Raw genomic sequence first — 16,444 nt, forward strand, 5'->3', positions numbered from 1 at the left:
CACTGTCAAAAGTCATCCTCACTGTTGGACAAGCTCAAGGTGGGAGTGGGCCGGACAATCCGTCCGAGCGCTTGGTCCGCGTGTCAATGAGATTCTCAGGGGGTGCATCATACACTAAGGAGGCTGGTGGGGTATCCAGGGGATTTTTCTCGATTGGATGAGCTCTGGAGTTAGGGAAAGGATGCAGGCCCAGAAGACGCTGCATTTTTCGAAGGGTTTTAACGGAACCGTAGAAAGTGGCTTACAGGTAAGCTCCATGGAAATTTTTCTTCGGTCTAGAACATAATCTCTCACTCATGCGACCGCATTTGAGACTTAGAAAACACAGTCAAGCAAAGCAAGCCCCAGGGGGCGACGGGCACGTAGACAAAAGCGAGCAAAGTGCAGCAACGCATCCGAAACGGCTACCGGACGTAGCGATACTCGGTCTAGGTGAGCCCGGAGGGGTAGACTCGCCAACCGGGGCTACGACCTCTGCACGTGGCGGAGAGGCTCACGATCTAAATTCGCCGGGTGCGATCGACCGTGTACCTGCCACGCAAGACGGCGCTTCGCTTGCAAACCATAAAGATCAGCTAGTGAGAGATTACGCAGCGGAAGGTGGGGTTACGCCCGTGGCACTCCGACGACAAGGCAAATGTGAAGTCAGCTCTTCATCGGCGGTCACAGATACCGAGAGGGTGAAACCTCATAGATCAGCAAGGCGAATAGCCGTTTTTCTGGGGGTGTTTGTGGCCGTTGCCCTCGTGGCAGTGACGGCAACTGCGGGATTTGCTTACTATCTAGCGCGACAGACAGTAGAGGACATTCCCACTGTAACGGTGAGTAGGGGTACCTTAGCCCCAGTAGAAGCTGGGCAGCCTCAGAACTTTTTGGTCTTGGGAAGTGATAGCCGGGAGGGGCAAAACTCTGATTTCGGTTCACCGTCTCAAGTCGGGGGTCGCCGCTCCGATACCATTATGCTTTTGCAACTTGATCCTCGGCGCCTCAAGGGAGTGGTGCTCTCGATACCTCGTGATACGAGAGTAGAGATCCCCGGCCACGGATTTGACAAGATCAATGCTGCTTACGCCTACGGTGGAGCCGATCTTGCTATTCAGACGGTCTCGAAACTGACGGGACTGAAAATCCATCACTATATCGAAGTCGACTTCAGCGGCTTTATCTCTGTTGTAGATGCCGTTGGTGGGGTCGAGATTTGCTTCGACGCCCCAATAAGAGACGAGAAAACCGGTCTAGATATCCGCCAGGCCGGATGTCAGAGGTTGTCGGGGGAGTATGCCCTCGCCTATACGCGCTCGAGGACTCCGCAGATTTTCGAGAATGGCCGTTGGGTTCCCGATACTTCCGGTGACTTCGGGCGGATTCAGCGCCAACAGCAATTCTTGAAAGCTCTTATGCGTCAGGCTATTAGCGTGAATGCTCTGGCGAGGTGGAGGGAGCTGGCAAAAGCTGTTTCTGCTGGAGTGAAAGTCGACGAGGGAGTCGATGTAGAGAGCTTTATCCAACTTTACCGCCGCTTTGGGGACATGAGCCCGGACAGGGTCGAAATGCTCTCGGTGCCAGGGGAGCCGAAGATGATAAACGGGGTGTCCTACGTCGTGCTCAAGCAGCCGGATGCGAACAATCTCTTTTACTCGTTGGGCGGCGGCCCTGACTACGGGACGCCTCAGCCATCAAGGGATGCTCTTCCCCGAGTAGTTCAAATTAAGGTAAAAATTCTGGATGCCTCGGGCAAGGCTGGGTTGGCCGAGTCAGTCTCACAGCGCCTGAGAGGACAAGGATTCTCTGTTACCGGCATAGTCGCCCAAAAGCCCACCTCTGGAACTGAAGTCAGGTACGAACGGGGCGCCGAGCAGTACGCTAAGACAGTTGAGGATATCGTCGGTCCAGGGGCACGCCTCGTCTACACCACTAGAGCTCTCGAAGGAGACATTGTTCTGCGCTTGGGAAGCGATCTGCAATGAAAGCATTAGTTCTGGCTGGCGGCGAGGGAACTCGCCTCAGGCCGATTACTCACACATCAGCAAAGCAACTGGTTCCTGTCGCCAACAAGCCGATTCTGTTTTATGGCCTAGAAGCTATAGCCAAGGCAGGAATAACCGATGTCGGCATTGTCGTGGGAGACACTGGCGCAGAAATAAAGGATGCTGTTGGAGATGGAAGTCGGTGGGGAATCATTCCGACCTTCATCTATCAAGAAAAGCCTCTCGGATTAGCGCACGCAGTTTTGATCTCGAGAGAGTATTTGGGATCCGATCCATTCGTTATGTACCTAGGAGACAACATTCTCAAGTACCGTATAGAAGGCTTTGTAGAAGAGTTTCTGAGGTGCGGAGCCAACGCGCAGATACTCCTTGCGAAGGTTCCAGAGCCACAACGCTTTGGTGTTGCCGAACTTGACCCGGATGGACGAGTACGCCGTCTTGTGGAGAAGCCCGAACATCCACCGAGTGACCTTGCTCTGGTCGGCGTGTACATGTTCGATGAACATATCCACGAGGCTGTTAGGTCGATCCAGCCTTCTTGGAGAGACGAGTTGGAAATAACTGATGCAATCCAGTGGCTCATAGACGAAGGATTCGAGGTTAGGCCACATGTCATATCGGGGTGGTGGAAGGATACGGGGCGACTCGAGGATTTATTGGAGGCTAACCGTTTTGTCTTAGAAGACATCGAGCGGTCGGTAGAAGGCGATGTAGACAGCGAATCCGAGGTGGTTGGAAAGGTCGTCGTACCAAAGAGCGCGGTAATAGAAAACTCGGTAATCAGAGGACCCGCTGTAATAGGCGAGAATACGGTAATCTCACGCAGTTTTATCGGACCTTTCACCTCTATTTACGACGGCTGTCGTATCGAGGAGTCTACCGTGGAACACTCTGTGGTAATGGAGTGTGTGACGATTTCCTGTATCGAGCGCATCGAGGACAGCTTGATCGGAAAAGAGGTCGTTGTCCAAAGGGGATCTGGAAAACGTCCCGCTGCGTTGAGGCTAATGGTCGGCGATCACTCTCGAGTGTCGCTGTCTTGAGCGGGATAGCGGTATCCCTCTGGATAGGGGGATCAGGTTGAAGGTCTTAGTCACTGGAGGCTGCGGGTTCATAGGCTCTCACCTGTGCCGGATGCTCCTCGCCAGAGGAGACTTCGAGGTGACCAACTTAGATGCGCTCACCTACGCTGCCGACCCGTTAGCACTGGCCGAGTTCCATTCGGACTCTCGCTATAGATTTGTAAAGGGGGACATCTGCGAGTGGGAGACGGTCATAGAAGCTATGCAGGGGTGCGAAGTTGTGTTCCACCTGGCTGCAGAAAGCTTTGTCGACCGCTCTCTGCATCGGGCAGCTGAGTTCGTGCGCACAAATGTTGATGGAACAGCTCTACTGCTGGAGGCGGCGCGCCAGCTCGGAGTTAGGCGATTCGTTCACGTCGGGACTGACGAGGTTTACGGCTCGCAGGACGATCCGGGAGAGAAGGCTACGGAAACAAGTTCTCTCGAGCCCTCGAGCCCGTACTCTGCGTCGAAAGCCGCAGGAGACCTTTTGGCGCTTGCAGCGCACCGAAGCTACGGGCAAGACGTTGTTGTCACGCGTTGCTCCAATAATTACGGCCCCAGACAGTTTCCCGAGAAACTGATTCCATTGACGATTGTGAATCTGTTCGATGGTGTCGAAGTTCCCATCTACGGGGACGGACGTCAGGTGCGAGACTGGCTATTCGTGGAAGACCACTGTACCGCTTTGCTGACTGCTCTTGAGAAGGGAAAGGCTGGTGAGGTGTACAACATCGCTGCGGAGCAAGATCCTGAATGGACCAACCTTGATGTAGTAAAAGCTCTGGTTCGGATGACTGGCGCTAACGCGAATCTCGTGCGCTTTGTAGAGGATCGACCCGGACACGACAGGAGGTACGCGATGAGCTCCTCTAAGATTCGAGAGTTGGGTTGGTCACCGTCTCTGAGCTTGGAAGAGGGACTGGAGAGAACTGTTTCGTGGTACAAGGCAAACGAGGATTGGTGGAGACCGCGGTTGCCTAAAGAGCGATCTGTACCCCAGCACAAGTGGGCCGGAGTGCATAAATAGAGACCGAAGCGGCCGAGCTTATTGACGATGAGTGGCCAACCAGCACTCGAGTGCTTCTAGCGAGGACCGGTTGCGGTACTTGATCACCGGAGCGGCAGGACAGCTGGGATACGAGATCGTCGAGTGCCTCGGCGCCAGGGATGTCGCCGCATTCTCACACGGCCAACTCGATGTCACCGACAGGCACGCCGTGACGGAAGCGGTGCTGGCATACCAGCCTGACGTGATCGTCAATGCAGCAGCCTACACCGATGTCGATGGCGCGGAATCGGAGCCCGAGGCAGCGTACTCGGTCAATGCGTGGGGAGCAAGAAATGTGGCTTTGGCAGCCAAACAAACGGAATCTTATGTTTGCTACATAAGCACTGACTTCGTCTTCGACGGGACAAAGGACTATTACAACGAGTGGGACCATCCTGCGCCGCTCGGTGTTTACGGGGCTTCGAAGTTGGCTGGCGAGCAAGAGACCGCAGCGCATGCGCCTGCTTGGTCGATTGTAAGGACAGCTTGGTTGTGTGGAAGAAAAGGCAGAAACTTCGCAAAGACGATTCTTTCGCTTAGAAACTCTCGAGACACTATCGAGGTAGTGGACGACCAAAGAGGTTCTCCCTCCGTGGCCTCCGACATCGCTGCAGCACTAGTAGAGGTGTGCGCTAGGAGACTCGAAGGTATCTTTCACGTGACCAACTCTGGGTCTGCAACATGGTGCGAGCTTGCCAAAGCTATCATGCGAGCTGCCGGCGACGACCCCGAGAGGATAGTGCCGACAAAAACCGAGGACCTGCGCCGCCCCGCGAAGCGTCCCAGGTCGTCGGTGCTGGACAACGCATGTTTACGGGCCGCCGGCCTCGCAGCGTTGAGACCGTGGCAAGAGGCCTTCGATGAGTTGGTCTGCGACCTGCTGAACGACACACGGGGGAGGGAGTTGAAATGAACGATTCAGAACCAGACGCAAGCGAAGAGACCAGAGGCCGTGGGACGCGAACACAAGGCCATAGATCTCAGTCTTCGCCTCAGAATGACGGCAGCGTGCGGCCGAAGATTTCAGAAACACTCATGAAAGAGGTCAAAAGCAGATTGGACGTTCGCCGCCGAGCAGGACTCTACGGAGACGAAGACGACGCACTTCCTTTTGCCGAAGCGGCGCTTGAAGACGATCTCGCCGCAGCAGCTAACCGACTCGCCGCAGCAGCGCGCATACCTTCTATAGTTCCGGATTTGAGGTTGCCCGCACCGCATGACGAGCCACTCGATATGGGCACCTCGACAGAACTAGAGGTGCGCGCCAGCGAGGTCTCCGAAAGCGCGCCACAAATCGGTCGTACCCAACCTCCGGCATCGCGCGTCCTTCTAGGAGCCGCTTTTTCTGCGGGCCGTAAAGTATTCAGAGCAATAGCCGGTGATCGCATAGATCGCTTCATCGATGGATCAGCTGAATTCTTTTTCGCTGCCGCTGATTTTGCACGCGAGGCGTCCGAACGGATCCTCGCATTGGAACGGCGGGTGCGCGAGCTAGAAGAGTCGCTCTCCTCTCTCCTCTCAGATACCTCCACGATAGTGCGAGAGGCTAAGAAATTAGGCAGTGACTCATCAGTCGAGTCGCCTCCTTCGAGGGGGAAGGCGACTTCGAAGGCGGTCGGTAAAACCAAGAAGAAAGAGTCGTCTACAAAACGATCGTCTCCGGCCCGTCGCAAAACCAAAGAGTAGGACCTAGCGTGAAGATTGCCGTTGCAATACCGCGATACGGTCGCAATGTCTTGGGCGGTGCCGAAGTTCTCGGCGCTTCTTACGCGAAAAAACTTCAAGAACGCGGTCACTCGGTAGAGGTAGTGACTACGTGCGCAGAGAGTCACTACGGATGGCGAAACCTACTTCCGGAGGGGGTTTCCTTCGAAAACGGTTTGACAGTCCGGCGTTTCCCGGTGCTAGGAGAGTGTCCCGAGTTTCCAACGATCGAGTGGTACATACAAAAAAGAGCCCGGATCCCGTACGAGTCCGAGATTGTGTGGATGCGCTCCAAAGGGTACGCGCCGGAGATGGTCGAGTACCTCGCATCCTCCGACCACGATTGTGTAATTTTCATGCCATATCTGTGGGCTGGCACATACTTCGGAGTCCGCGCCGTTGGACACAAAGCAGTCGTACAGCTTCTCTTGCACGACGAGCCCTATGCCCGCCTTGCAACGACCGCCGAGATCGTAGCGAGCTGCCGGGGAATTTTCTTCAACTGCGAGCCAGAGAAGCGTCTGGCTAGGCGACTGTTCGGTGACCTTCTGCCTCCTAGCACATTCGGAGGACTCGGATTGGATGATCCCGGCTCTTTCGGTATGACCGCTGAGGCATTTCGATCTCTGTACAAGTTGGGTGAAGCTCCGATGCTGCTTTATGCGGGAAGGTGGGAGGGCGGAAAGGGCGTTCCGGAACTGGTCCGGTATGTGAGACTTCTTAGGCACCGCCGGCCCCGTTACCGCCTTGTTCTGATAGGAGGCGGGCCCGAGGGCCCACGCAGGCGGACACCTGGAGTTGTGCCTGTGGGCTTTGTCTCCGAAGCCGCGAAGCACGGGGCTTATAGAGCAGCCGATGTTTTCTGTCAGCCTTCGCGCAACGAGTCCCTTTCGATAGTTTTACTGGAGGCGTGGCTCCATGGGACTCCTGCCTTGGTCAGCGGATACTGTGCTGTAACGCAGCACCATGTGCGGGTATCGGGGGGAGGGCTATGGTACCGGTCCTTTGGAGAGTTCGAGGCTGCCCTGGAGCTTCTTCTGGAAGATAAAAAGAGGGCAAACGCCATGGGTCTGAGCGGAAGGCGCTATGTACTCGACGTGTACTCTTGGGAAGCGGTGCTGTCCCGAATTTCCAAGGCGCTAGAGGAGTGGTTTAGCTAATGGGACTTCACCAATTTCTGGAATGCGCGGTCCCCAATGACGCCGTCACTGCTTCCTCGTTGGTGACATGGAAAGCTCTGCGAAGAGTGGATCCTAAGGCCCGTATGTGGGCCTCTGCCTACGATTGGGAGGCGTTTAGAGGATTGATCGGTCACTATTCTCATTACGCAAAAGTGGCCACTTCCAGTGATATTTGCCTCTATCACGCTTCGTGCGATTCCCCTATATCCGAATTCTTGGCCGATCGGAAAGAGACTCTAGCCGTCTTCTACCACAACATAACCCCGGCCCATTTCTTTGAGCGTTTAGACCCTCTCCTCGCCCATCGTCTCAAGGTTGCCCGTCGACAAGTTAGAGAGCTTGCTCAGAGGTGTTCGGTGGCGTTGGCTGGCTCACATTACTCCGCTGCGGAGTTGCAGGAGTGGGGCTTTCCCGAGCCCACTGTCGTTGGAGAGTATGTGGAGCAGTCCGCGTACGAGGTCGAGCCCGATAGCTGGACTCTAGATAGGTTGAAACAGGAAAAAGGCGATGGGCCGGCAGTGTTGTTCGTTGGACGTCTAACACCTAACAAGGCCCAGCACAAGCTCATCGAGGCGGTCGGACGGGTGAAAAAGCGTTATCCCAGTGCTCGTCTTTGGCTGGCTGGGGGAAGCCACACTCCCTCCTACGCGGCAATCCTCCAAGAACTGGCCGACTACTGGGGACTCGGTCGAGTGTTCGCTGGGAAGATCTCTCAGGCTCAGCTGATTTCCTACTACTCTGCCGCCGATATCTTCTGCTGTCTTTCCGAGCACGAAGGTTTCTGCATTCCAATACTTGAGGCCATGCGTTTTGGATGTCCGGTAATTGCTTACGCAGCAACGGCTGTTCCAGAGACTGCAGGAGGAGCTGCAGTACTTTTAGAATCCAACGATCCTCGAGAGGTCGCCGATGCGATCGTGGGTCTTTGGGAAGATCCATCCCGCTGCGGCGAGCTAATAGATGCCGGAAGAAAGCGAGTCGAAACCTTACCTACGGAGAAAGAGTTTGGGGAGGCTATTCTCCGTGCTCTGGGGGCTCTTTAGCTATTTGGCTTAAATTGCTTCGTGGCTCCAGATCCCGTGTAAATAGAACACCCCGTCTCCCTGGTCGAACTCTCCCGGCACCACTCTAAACTCGAAGGCTTTCTCTCGCCAGTCGTACGTCGTTGCCCCGAGATCGTCTCCCAGAGCCACGCTCACTACGTAGCGACCTCTCCACAGTGACAAATTAGGGCAACGAAACTCCAGATATCCTTTGCCGGGAGATATCTCAAAGGTCTGCGGCGTCTGGTTGGTAAGGGAGTTGACGCCGGTTACGCATGCCCCTGTTTCGGCTGAATAAATACGAACCGTAGGCACTACCTTCCCAGCATCAACGTCGGACTCGTAGGCTAGCCTAAAGATAACTTGATCCCCGGTGCGAACGGAAGATCTGACCGATCCATCAAGATCCAAAATTTCAAAAGCCCGAATTCTTATCTTTTGGTTTCCCCAGCGGCTCTCCGATCCCGATACTCCCATACCCTCTGTTTGTGCTCTGCGCACAGCGTTCTGGTATAGACTCACTACCTCATCCGCATCCCCATATGCGCGCACTACTCCTTTTTCTAACCACAGCACCTTCGAACACAATCGTCGAACCGAGGTAAGTGAATGGCTGACAAATACAATCGTCTTTCCTGCACGCCTAAGACCAGATATATAGTCGTAGCACTTTAATTGAAAGGCTTCGTCCCCGACAGCTAACACCTCGTCAAGAAGCAAAACTTCCGGCTCAATGCTAATTGCGACTGAAAACGCAAGTCGAGCAGTCATACCAGAGGAATAATTTTTCAGCGGCGTGTCAATAAACTCATCCAACCCGGAAAACTCAACAATATCTGAAAACTTCCTGTCAATTTCGGCCTTTGATAGCCCAAGAATTGATCCCGCCAAATATACATTCTCCCGCCCTGATAACTCCGGGTGAAAACCCGTTCCAAGCTCTAGCAATGACGACAAAGAGCCATTGACATGAATTTCTCCGTAATTCGGAGAAATTATCCGTGCTATACACTTCAGTAACGTAGACTTGCCAGAACCATTCGGTCCGATAATCCCCAGCATCTCACCTTTATCAACCTGAAATGACACATCTTTTAAAGCCCAAAATTCCTCAAACTGCGATCTTCTCGCTAAAAGTGTTTCCTTCAAAGTGTGTGCTCTTTGCTGATATAACCGAAACCACTTCCAAACGTGGTGTACTTGAACAGGCGCACTCGCGGTAGTAATTGCCATCACACCAACTCCGCAAATGCACGTTCGAATCTATTGAAAATGAGCATTCCCAGGATAAGGGACGAAACTGAAACTGCCACTGAATACCCGAACAAAGTCCAGTCGGGCCACGCATTGTATAAAAGCAGCCTTCTAAAACTGTCAACTAAACCCACCACTGGATTTAGGGAGAACAAGAAGTATGAAGTGGTTCCATGAGCTTTCACCCAACTGGGATCAACTATGACACCGGAAAACCAAAACCATGCAAGCATAATGATGGAGACAAAATGCTCAACGTCTCTAAAATAGACATTGATGGTAGCCAGAATTAGACCCACTCCATATGCGAGAATCATGATGGTTACCACCGGCAGTGCGGCGAGGGGTGCTTTGAGCCCCGGTAGCTTGTAGAAAATGGATACACCAGCGACGAGGACAATCGATTCGAAGAGAAAGGTAATTGCGTTGGAGAGCACTATCGATAACGGAAGAATTTCACGTGGAAAGTAAACTTTTTGGATGAGATGGCGGGAGGATACTATGGAGTTTGTAGAGGCTTGGACAGAGTTAGAAAACAAATTCCAGATTGTCAGACCGGTAAAGAAGAAAAGGGCAAAGGGTGCTCCCTCTTTGCCTTGAGGTGCAGCGCGCAATACCTTGAACACGAGAGTGAATACAGCCACTAAAAATAACGGATTAAGTAGAGACCAAAGAAACCCTAAAAACGAATTGCGATGTTGTGCGGCAAAGTCTCTTCTTACAAAGTTTGAAAGAATCTGGCGGTGCGTGATGACCTCTTTTACAGCGGGAAGTACACCGCGGCCAGGGGGAAGGCCACGCCTGGGGGGCTCTTCGGCTGGAGGATCGGGTAATACGACGCTTGCTTGGGTGGATATTGAAGGCGACGTATTCGGTACGGTTTCCAAGCTCATAGTGACAGCGCCTTCAGTCGTTCTTTGATTAGACCGGCGGTGATCCGCCAATCGTATCGTTGCGCCCGTTCGGCTGCTGCAGCGGCTTTTTGTCGGAGCTCGTCTTGATTGGTTACGGCTCGACGCATGAGAGCTCTCAGGTGCTCCAGGTTGGGGAGAGCCCATCTGAAACCCTCGTAGTATGGGCACTTCGCAACGGCGGACTCCATACATTGAACCTCAATGGGGTATCCCACAGACTCGTCAAAAAACTCGGTATGTCCCGACCAATTTGTTGCTATTGGCGGGACTCCACAGGCCATTGCTTCCAGGATAGGTAGCCCGAATCCTTCCCCTTTAGTAGGTAAAACGAATACGTCGGCTGCCCTATAAAGAGTGCCCATCTGGTACCCTTCAAGTTGGGGATTTACGTAGACGATTATCGGAGCCCTTTTCTTCCGAAGCTTGAGCCTTTCGATAGAGGCTCGAATGTTTACAGCCGGATCCCAATTGGTACAAGCGATTACCAGCACGACGTCGTCGGAGAGAGAAAACTCTTCGGTGAAGGCTTTTATCAAAATCTCGGGACCTTTTCTCTCGCCCCACTCGAATAGAGATAAGAACGTAAAACGCTGAAACTTTTTGTATGGCGTGATAGCGGGGTGAAAGTAATCGGTGTCGACACCGAGAGGTATCTTGTGGATCGGACGCTTGACCCCTGAAGATTCAAATGTCTCCACGTTGAACTGAGAAGGTACCCAGACCTCTACAGCTCGGTTAGCGGCATCGACCCATTCTCGGGGGATACCGTCAACTTCTAACATTGTGTAGCCCACCCTAAACTCCGATGGGACTCGCTTCCACAGATCTGCGGGACCTGCTGCTACCCAAAGCGATCCCGCCCGGCGTGGGATTCTCCTGACATCGTCCAGTAGCGGATCCCCGGTGTTCGGTTCTGAATGATCGGAGTAAAGGCTGTGATAGTTGACGTAGACACCCTCGGCCCAAAGCTTCTTTATTATGTTTCGAGTTGCGGTCGCATATCCCACAGGGAGGTGCAGTGTGGAAGACCAGACCACAGAAAGTTCTCTGGAGTCGAGGATTTCTTCTCGCCAGCGTGCTGTGAAAACTTTTCGAGAGGCCATGTACATTTCGTTGAAGTCATAACGATTCTCTTTGAGAGAAGCACTCCCTGCATGCTCAAGAGTCAGCTCGCCACAGTAAAGTATCTCGAAGCCTTTCTTGCGGGCTCTGTAACACAAGTCGGTGTCTTCGAAGTAGGCGAAGTAAGCCTCGTCGAACGCTCCTAGCACTTCTATCGCTGCTCTTTTCATATAGAGGACAGCTCCGATTACTGCTTCGACTTTCCGATTTTTTGTGCACTGCCCAATGTCGTCTTCGAGCCCAGATTCGTTTTCGCCGAGCATCTCATAAGGCCGGACGAAGGACCCAGTATGGTTCAGCTTCCCGTCCGGAAATACCAGCCTGCATCCGACTACGGCGACGTTTGAATCTGAGTACGCCGCTCTGCGCAGTTTTCCGATCCAATCGGGATCCGTGATCTTTATGTCGTTGTTGACGACGACCACGTCGGAGTCTGGCTTGGAGTGAGCTATACCTATGTTGGCTCCTTTGGCAAATCCAAGATTCTCGCCACATTCCACCAAGGTGATCCCCGCGATACTTCGCAGGTACTCCAGAGTGTCGTCTGTCGAGCCGTTGTCGACGACGATGACGTCGAAATCGGCGTAGGCAGTTTTTTCGAACAGCGACTCGATGCAGGTTTTGGTGTGTCCTATGGCATTCCAGGTTACTATGACCACAGAAACGGTTGGAGAGAGGGGTTCTGGAGGAAGCATCATCTGGTAAAAACCATCTCAGCTCAAGGGCCGTTCTTCTGTGGATGACTGCGTTTTCACCTTCATTTCCAGTTCGTTGATGGCGTCTTCAAGGGCCACTACGCTCAGCTCTAGAAGTCTGACTTTCTGCTCCAATGCTGTTATTCTGTCGCCGGCAGAGCCAGCTAGAGAGTGACGCTCCCGAGCCAATGCTGCCACTCTTGCTTCGAGATGGCGATGAGAACGGGCGATACGGCGTAAGCTTTCGGCTAGAGCTCCTGTGCTCACTGCAATCGACTCGTTGATTTGGTCGACCAAGGGGTTGACGCGAAGCGACACTGTCCTATTGACGAGGCGGCGGAGGAACATGACTGGGTCTTTAATTGGCGAATGCTCGAACACTGACTCTTGGTGCAAGCGAGGAACTTGAGGTACAGAGAGTGCCATCTCAATTCCAAACTCTGTGCCAGTTGGATCTAACAGATACACCGGGTCCCGTTCGGTAAAATTCGGTTCGTGTTCGAGAATCTCGCCTATTTCCTCGAGGAAGTCGGAAACTTGATTTACGCCTCTCATAACCCAGTCCGCCGTGAAACCGTACCGCGTTGGCATGATACCAACTGAGCGACGCTCGACGCGAGCCGCCATCAATGCTTGGGGAGGCATTCTCGCCCGGGCTAGGCTCAGGGCGTATTTCCTCAGACCGCAAACGTTGCAGCTCGATCGAGTAGAGGATGTCGTGCCCGAAGAAGACCTGCTACGCCGCGCAGATCATCTTGACGAGTTGAAACCTGGATCTTGGAGAAAACGGCATTCGCTGAAAACCGGAGGAATAGCAGCGAAGATACCGGTCTTAGGGAGGTTTTTGAGGCTGAGAGACGAGTTGGCTGCTATACGAGAGTTCTGCGACGCGGCTGCTGCTGGTTTTGCTGAACTTGCAGACCGAGTAGCCGAGCTCGAGCGAAGACTCGACTCGATAGATACGAACCAGCGATAGAAAAGCCCAAAGATGCCCTTGGTCCACCAGGCGGTCGCCTCTTTTGTTCCATACGACGCAGTCTCGGAGGCAGCACTCAGATTCGAGCGCATTCTGGACGGGAAAGCGGGAGCCCGCTTCTCGGGTCGCAGCACGTTCGTGAGTTCGAGGGAGGACTCACGCCGGTTTCGACCAGGCAAAATCGTCGCGGAGGGGATCCATCGCTGCCTCGCATCAAAGGCCATACACTTCGAGGACCTTGAACTTTCCAGGCCAGAAGACGTAATTATTTACCATGTCTCCACCGACTCGGAGATAGTCCCGTGGCTGGAGACTCGCAAGGAAAAAGTTGTCGTGTACTATCACAACCTTACGCCTTCCCTGTTTTTTGCTCCTTACGATCCCGCTGTGGCCAGAAGATTGGATAGGGCTAGATCTCAGCTGCAGTTTTTGAGCGACATAGCGGTGGCAGCGGCCGCGCCTTCCGAGTTCTCCTGTCGCGAACTGTCTCAGTTGGGCTTCCGGAAAATCGCCCGAGTTTTATACCCTGTGCCTCCCCTCTCTAAGCCTGTTGAGAGCCCTAGGAGACTTTCTGCGCGCATAGGTTCTCCTCGAGAGCCTCTCGAGATATTGTTCGTGGGTCGGATAACGCCGAACAAGGCTCAGGATCAGTTATTGAGGCTGACGGCTCTGCTTGAGCGAGAAGGCGTGGTGTGCAATCTCGCCTTGGCCGGAGGAGTACACATCCCTTTGTACCGGCGTTACCTGGCACACCTCTTTGAGCGTCTCGATCTTGGAAAAGATCCTTTCTTGGGGTTACTCTCTCCGCGTCAACTGGATCGGCGGTATGGGGATGCAACGCTGTTCGTGTCGTTCTCCCGACACGAAGGCTTTTTGGTTCCCGCAGTGGAGGCGATGCAGAGAGGTTTGCCCATTATTGCACTGATGAGAGGGGCTGTGCTTGAGACAGTGGGATCGGGAGGCGTGCTCGTCGCAGAGGACGACGTGGCGGTCTTCGCTGCGCTCATCATGGAGATTATCCAGACACGAGACTTGTACGAGCAGCTCTCTTGGGCGGGGATGAATCGAGCCAGACAGGTGTGCGATCCAGAAGCCATATCAGCTTCTTTCCGCGAGTTTTTAGCGTGGTCGATCGAGATATGAATACACAACGAGGACTGAGCTGGCCGAGCGAACCGAGACCGTGCCAGAGCCCGGCTTCGTCAATCCCCTTGTGTGCTTAGCGCTGCTAGCCAGCCCTCCATTGTGCTCTGAGCCGTTTTCTCCCACGTGAACTCCGATGCCCTCGCGGCACCTAACTCCCTTAGGCGCTCGGCCTTAGCAGGGTCGCACAAAATTTTTTCCATTGCGCGAGTCATCTCGACAACGTCGTAGGGATTGATCAAGACGGCTGCGCCGTTCGCGATCTCGGCAGTGGCGCCCCTATTGGATGTAACAACAGGCGTGCCGGATGCAAAAGCTTCCACAATGGGAATGCCGAATCCCTCTGCCAGGCTGGGATAGACGAATGCATCTGCAGACTGCAGCAGGAGGCGCTTTTGCGCTTCATCGACGTAGCCGAGTCGGCGTATCCACCCCTGCCTCTCTCCGCGTTCCAACCATTTTTCACTTTCGTTTGTCATCCATCCACGCTGCCCTGCTACAGCGAGCAAAACCGATTGGTCTTTAATTCGCTCCCGCAGTAATTCGACTGCCATTGCAAGCCTCGGAATGTTTTTCCGCGGCTCGATTGTGCCTATAAAAGCTATGAGTTTGGCGTCGGACGCTGCGATGCTGTCACGGAACCTCTGAATTTCCTCTTGCGACGCTCGTTCGAGAAGGCTTTCGTCAACGCCGTGGTAGGTAACTCGAACTTTTTCAGGAGGCAACCGCAATACCGCACAGAGAGTGTTCTTCGACCAATTGGACACCGTAAATACGAGTCGGACTCGTTTCGAGGCCAGCCAAGCCATGCGGCGGAAGTAGGCAACTTTGAGGCGGGTGTGAACGGCGGGATTCGTCCAGAAGGTTGGGTCGTGGAATACGACGGTTTGAGGGAGGCGCGACCTTAAGGCGACTGTGTAATGGATGCCGTGAAATAGATCCGCTCGACATTTTTTCAAGAGAGCGGGCAAAACTGTTTGCTCCCACGCGATCCGCCCCGCTCTACCCAGTAGAAACGGCCCAGCCTCGATGATCTCTGCTCCGGGCGCTTGAGCTAGCACTTCTTCGACATCTCGAGGTGTCACTATACAAACGAGTTGAACCCGGCCGTCTTCGATGGCTTTTAGCAATCCCTTGAGCAGGCCCAGGGCATATCGGCCCACGCCGGCCTTGGCCGAAGGTAGGGGTGTGAGATCCAAGGCCACTCGCAAAGAGCTACGGCGGCTCATCGACTCACTGCCTTTTGGTATGCCTCCAAGTGCAGTTTCGCTGATCGTTCCCAGCTGAATTCCTTTGCCCTTTCACTCCCCGCTTCTTGCAAGCAATGGGCTAGGCTTCGGTCCCTGACCAAGGCGTCCATAGCCTCCGCGAGGTTGCCTACGCGCTTTGGATCGACAAGAACCGCGGCTTTCGCTACTACCTCCCGTATCGGCGGGATGTCGGAAGCCACAATGGGTGCGCCAAGGGCCATTGCCTCTAGGAGTGGAAATCCGAATCCCTCGTCTAGAGAGGGAAACACGAAAGCCAAACAGTTCTGATACAGGAGCCGCAGTTCGGAGTCGTCGGGATCGTCAAAAAAGACAACCCGTTCGCGGCCTTTACGAGCTGGAACTCGCTGAAGGAGGGCCTCCCTTCGGACCTTCCAGCCCAACTTCCCAGCAAGCACCAGGGATAGGCGAGGGTACGAGGGGGCTAGAAGTGCGAATGCTTGGACAAGACGGTAAAGGTTCTTTCGTGGCTCAATTGTGCCCACCCATAAAAAGTATTCGTCTAGAGGGAATGGCCGGTTTGTAGCCCTCACTTTCTCTGGGACTTCGTCCGCCGATTCTGTAGCGCAAAACGAGGGGACGCCATGGTATATGGCAACCACTCTTCCCTCGAAGGCGGGGTGTTGTGCGCACAATTCCTCCGCTACCGCACGAGTAGGAGTAATTACTACTGCCGCTTCTTTTTCTGCAACTCTGAGTCCCCTCTTGTGGAATGCCAGTCCCCATCGCGTAAACGCGCTGGGCCATTTTTCGAAGATGAGGTCGTGAACTGTTACCACCAATGGTTTGGAGGTGGGTGGAATCGCAAGACTCGTGGCGTGTACCACGTCAGCACGGCAGCTCATTGGCGGCAATCGTAGGAACTGCCACGAGGCAAGGCGTGGCGCCGTTGTGCCGAAAAAAATCGGGGGCTTTATTGTTGTCGGTTCTCGACCCAGCAATTTAGCGAGGGCTGAGCGAAGCTCCGATGCGTACCGGCCAATTCCTCCGGGAGTCGGAGAGCCGAGCCGGTCTTGGGTAAGTGCAACCGTGAATCGGTACATC

15 protein-coding genes are annotated in these 16,444 nt (G+C 54.1%); 9 read left to right on the plus strand and 6 right to left on the minus strand.

The window, feature by feature from the left end:
• Positions 1-296 precede the first annotated feature (296 nt).
• The 7 genes from C4318_04285 to C4318_04315 all read left to right on the plus strand — a co-directional run bounded on the left by C4318_04285 (position 297) and on the right by C4318_04315 (position 8,028).
• The gene (locus C4318_04285; protein ID MER3454360.1) at positions 297-1,967 is read left to right on the plus strand and encodes a hypothetical protein; all 1,671 of its coding nucleotides are present in this window, start codon (positions 297-299) and stop codon (positions 1,965-1,967) included.
• Entirely contained in the window at positions 1,964-3,031 is a 1,068-nt protein-coding gene (locus tag C4318_04290; GenBank protein ID MER3454361.1) for a glucose-1-phosphate thymidylyltransferase, read from the plus strand. The genes C4318_04285 and C4318_04290 overlap by 4 nt, the downstream gene beginning before the upstream one ends.
• A 37-nt stretch (positions 3,032-3,068) precedes the next feature.
• Complete coding sequence (gene rfbB / locus C4318_04295) at positions 3,069-4,079, plus strand: dTDP-glucose 4,6-dehydratase (protein MER3454362.1); 1,011 nt, start codon at positions 3,069-3,071, stop codon at positions 4,077-4,079.
• 70 nt (positions 4,080-4,149) lie between these two features.
• Positions 4,150-5,013, plus strand: coding sequence for a dTDP-4-dehydrorhamnose reductase (gene rfbD / locus C4318_04300; protein MER3454363.1), 864 nt, complete (start codon positions 4,150-4,152; stop codon positions 5,011-5,013).
• A complete protein-coding gene (locus C4318_04305; protein MER3454364.1) occupies positions 5,010-5,786 on the plus strand; it encodes a hypothetical protein in 777 nt (258 codons plus the stop codon). The genes rfbD and C4318_04305 overlap by 4 nt, the downstream gene beginning before the upstream one ends.
• A gap of 8 nt (positions 5,787-5,794) precedes the next feature.
• Positions 5,795-6,964, plus strand: a complete 1,170-nt coding sequence (locus C4318_04310) for a hypothetical protein (GenBank protein MER3454365.1) — start codon at positions 5,795-5,797, stop codon at positions 6,962-6,964.
• Positions 6,964-8,028, plus strand: coding sequence for a hypothetical protein (locus C4318_04315; GenBank protein MER3454366.1), 1,065 nt, complete (start codon positions 6,964-6,966; stop codon positions 8,026-8,028). The genes C4318_04310 and C4318_04315 overlap by 1 nt, the downstream gene beginning before the upstream one ends.
• A gap of 9 nt (positions 8,029-8,037) precedes the next feature.
• Here C4318_04315 and C4318_04320 read toward each other — a convergent pair whose 3' ends face one another.
• Genes C4318_04320 through C4318_04335 form a run of 4 tightly spaced genes read right to left on the minus strand, consistent with a single transcriptional unit; the run spans position 8,038 to position 12,640 of the window.
• Positions 8,038-9,261 (minus strand): ABC transporter ATP-binding protein, encoded by a 1,224-nt coding sequence (locus tag C4318_04320; protein MER3454367.1) that lies wholly within the window; start codon positions 9,259-9,261, stop codon positions 8,038-8,040.
• Positions 9,261-10,175: a hypothetical protein gene (locus C4318_04325; protein ID MER3454368.1), complete on the minus strand. Its 915-nt coding sequence runs from the start codon at positions 10,173-10,175 to the stop codon at positions 9,261-9,263. Before C4318_04325 ends, C4318_04320 begins: the two co-directional genes overlap by 1 nt.
• Positions 10,172-12,016, minus strand: coding sequence for a glycosyl transferase (locus C4318_04330; GenBank protein ID MER3454369.1), 1,845 nt, complete (start codon positions 12,014-12,016; stop codon positions 10,172-10,174). The genes C4318_04325 and C4318_04330 overlap by 4 nt, the downstream gene beginning before the upstream one ends.
• 15 nt (positions 12,017-12,031) lie before the next feature.
• A complete protein-coding gene (locus C4318_04335; GenBank protein ID MER3454370.1) occupies positions 12,032-12,640 on the minus strand; it encodes a hypothetical protein in 609 nt (202 codons plus the stop codon).
• Positions 12,641-12,731: 91 nt separating this feature from the next.
• On the opposite strand from C4318_04335, the gene C4318_04340 reads away from it, so the two are divergent.
• A complete protein-coding gene (locus tag C4318_04340) occupies positions 12,732-12,989 on the plus strand; it encodes a hypothetical protein (GenBank protein ID MER3454371.1) in 258 nt (85 codons plus the stop codon).
• 12 nt (positions 12,990-13,001) lie between these two features.
• Positions 13,002-14,132: a hypothetical protein gene (locus C4318_04345; protein MER3454372.1), complete on the plus strand. Its 1,131-nt coding sequence runs from the start codon at positions 13,002-13,004 to the stop codon at positions 14,130-14,132.
• A 59-nt stretch (positions 14,133-14,191) separates the two neighbouring features.
• Here the strand turns inward: C4318_04345 and C4318_04350 are convergent, their stop codons facing one another.
• Together C4318_04350 and C4318_04355 are read right to left on the minus strand one after the other, a co-directional pair.
• The gene (locus C4318_04350) at positions 14,192-15,361 is read right to left on the minus strand and encodes a hypothetical protein (GenBank protein MER3454373.1); all 1,170 of its coding nucleotides are present in this window, start codon (positions 15,359-15,361) and stop codon (positions 14,192-14,194) included.
• Positions 15,358-16,443, minus strand: a complete 1,086-nt coding sequence (locus C4318_04355) for a hypothetical protein (GenBank protein MER3454374.1) — start codon at positions 16,441-16,443, stop codon at positions 15,358-15,360. The genes C4318_04350 and C4318_04355 overlap by 4 nt, the downstream gene beginning before the upstream one ends.
• Between the last annotated feature and the right edge of the window lies 1 nt (position 16,444).

The organism is Acidimicrobiia bacterium, assembly GCA_040289475.1.
Classification (GTDB): domain Bacteria; phylum Actinomycetota; class Acidimicrobiia; order ATN3; family PSLF01; genus PSLF01.

What these genes read in the sequence shown, in the direction of transcription:
- C4318_04290 (MER3454361.1), top strand. Translation starts at nt 1,964, where the DNA reads ATGAAAGCATTAGTTCTGGCTGGCGGCGAGGGAACTCGCCTCAGGCCG.
- C4318_04330 (MER3454369.1), bottom strand. Translation starts at nt 12,016, where the DNA reads ATGATGCTTCCTCCAGAACCCCTCTCTCCAACCGTTTCTGTGGTCATA.
- C4318_04355 (MER3454374.1), bottom strand. Translation starts at nt 16,443, where the DNA reads ATGTACCGATTCACGGTTGCACTTACCCAAGACCGGCTCGGCTCTCCG.
- C4318_04305 (MER3454364.1), top strand. Translation starts at nt 5,010, where the DNA reads ATGAACGATTCAGAACCAGACGCAAGCGAAGAGACCAGAGGCCGTGGG.
- C4318_04320 (MER3454367.1), bottom strand. Translation starts at nt 9,261, where the DNA reads ATGGCAATTACTACCGCGAGTGCGCCTGTTCAAGTACACCACGTTTGG.
- C4318_04325 (MER3454368.1), bottom strand. Translation starts at nt 10,175, where the DNA reads ATGAGCTTGGAAACCGTACCGAATACGTCGCCTTCAATATCCACCCAA.
- C4318_04350 (MER3454373.1), bottom strand. Translation starts at nt 15,361, where the DNA reads ATGAGCCGCCGTAGCTCTTTGCGAGTGGCCTTGGATCTCACACCCCTA.
- C4318_04315 (MER3454366.1), top strand. Translation starts at nt 6,964, where the DNA reads ATGGGACTTCACCAATTTCTGGAATGCGCGGTCCCCAATGACGCCGTC.
- C4318_04345 (MER3454372.1), top strand. Translation starts at nt 13,002, where the DNA reads ATGCCCTTGGTCCACCAGGCGGTCGCCTCTTTTGTTCCATACGACGCA.
- C4318_04285 (MER3454360.1), top strand. Translation starts at nt 297, where the DNA reads ATGCGACCGCATTTGAGACTTAGAAAACACAGTCAAGCAAAGCAAGCC.
- C4318_04335 (MER3454370.1), bottom strand. Translation starts at nt 12,640, where the DNA reads ATGGCGGCTCGCGTCGAGCGTCGCTCAGTTGGTATCATGCCAACGCGG.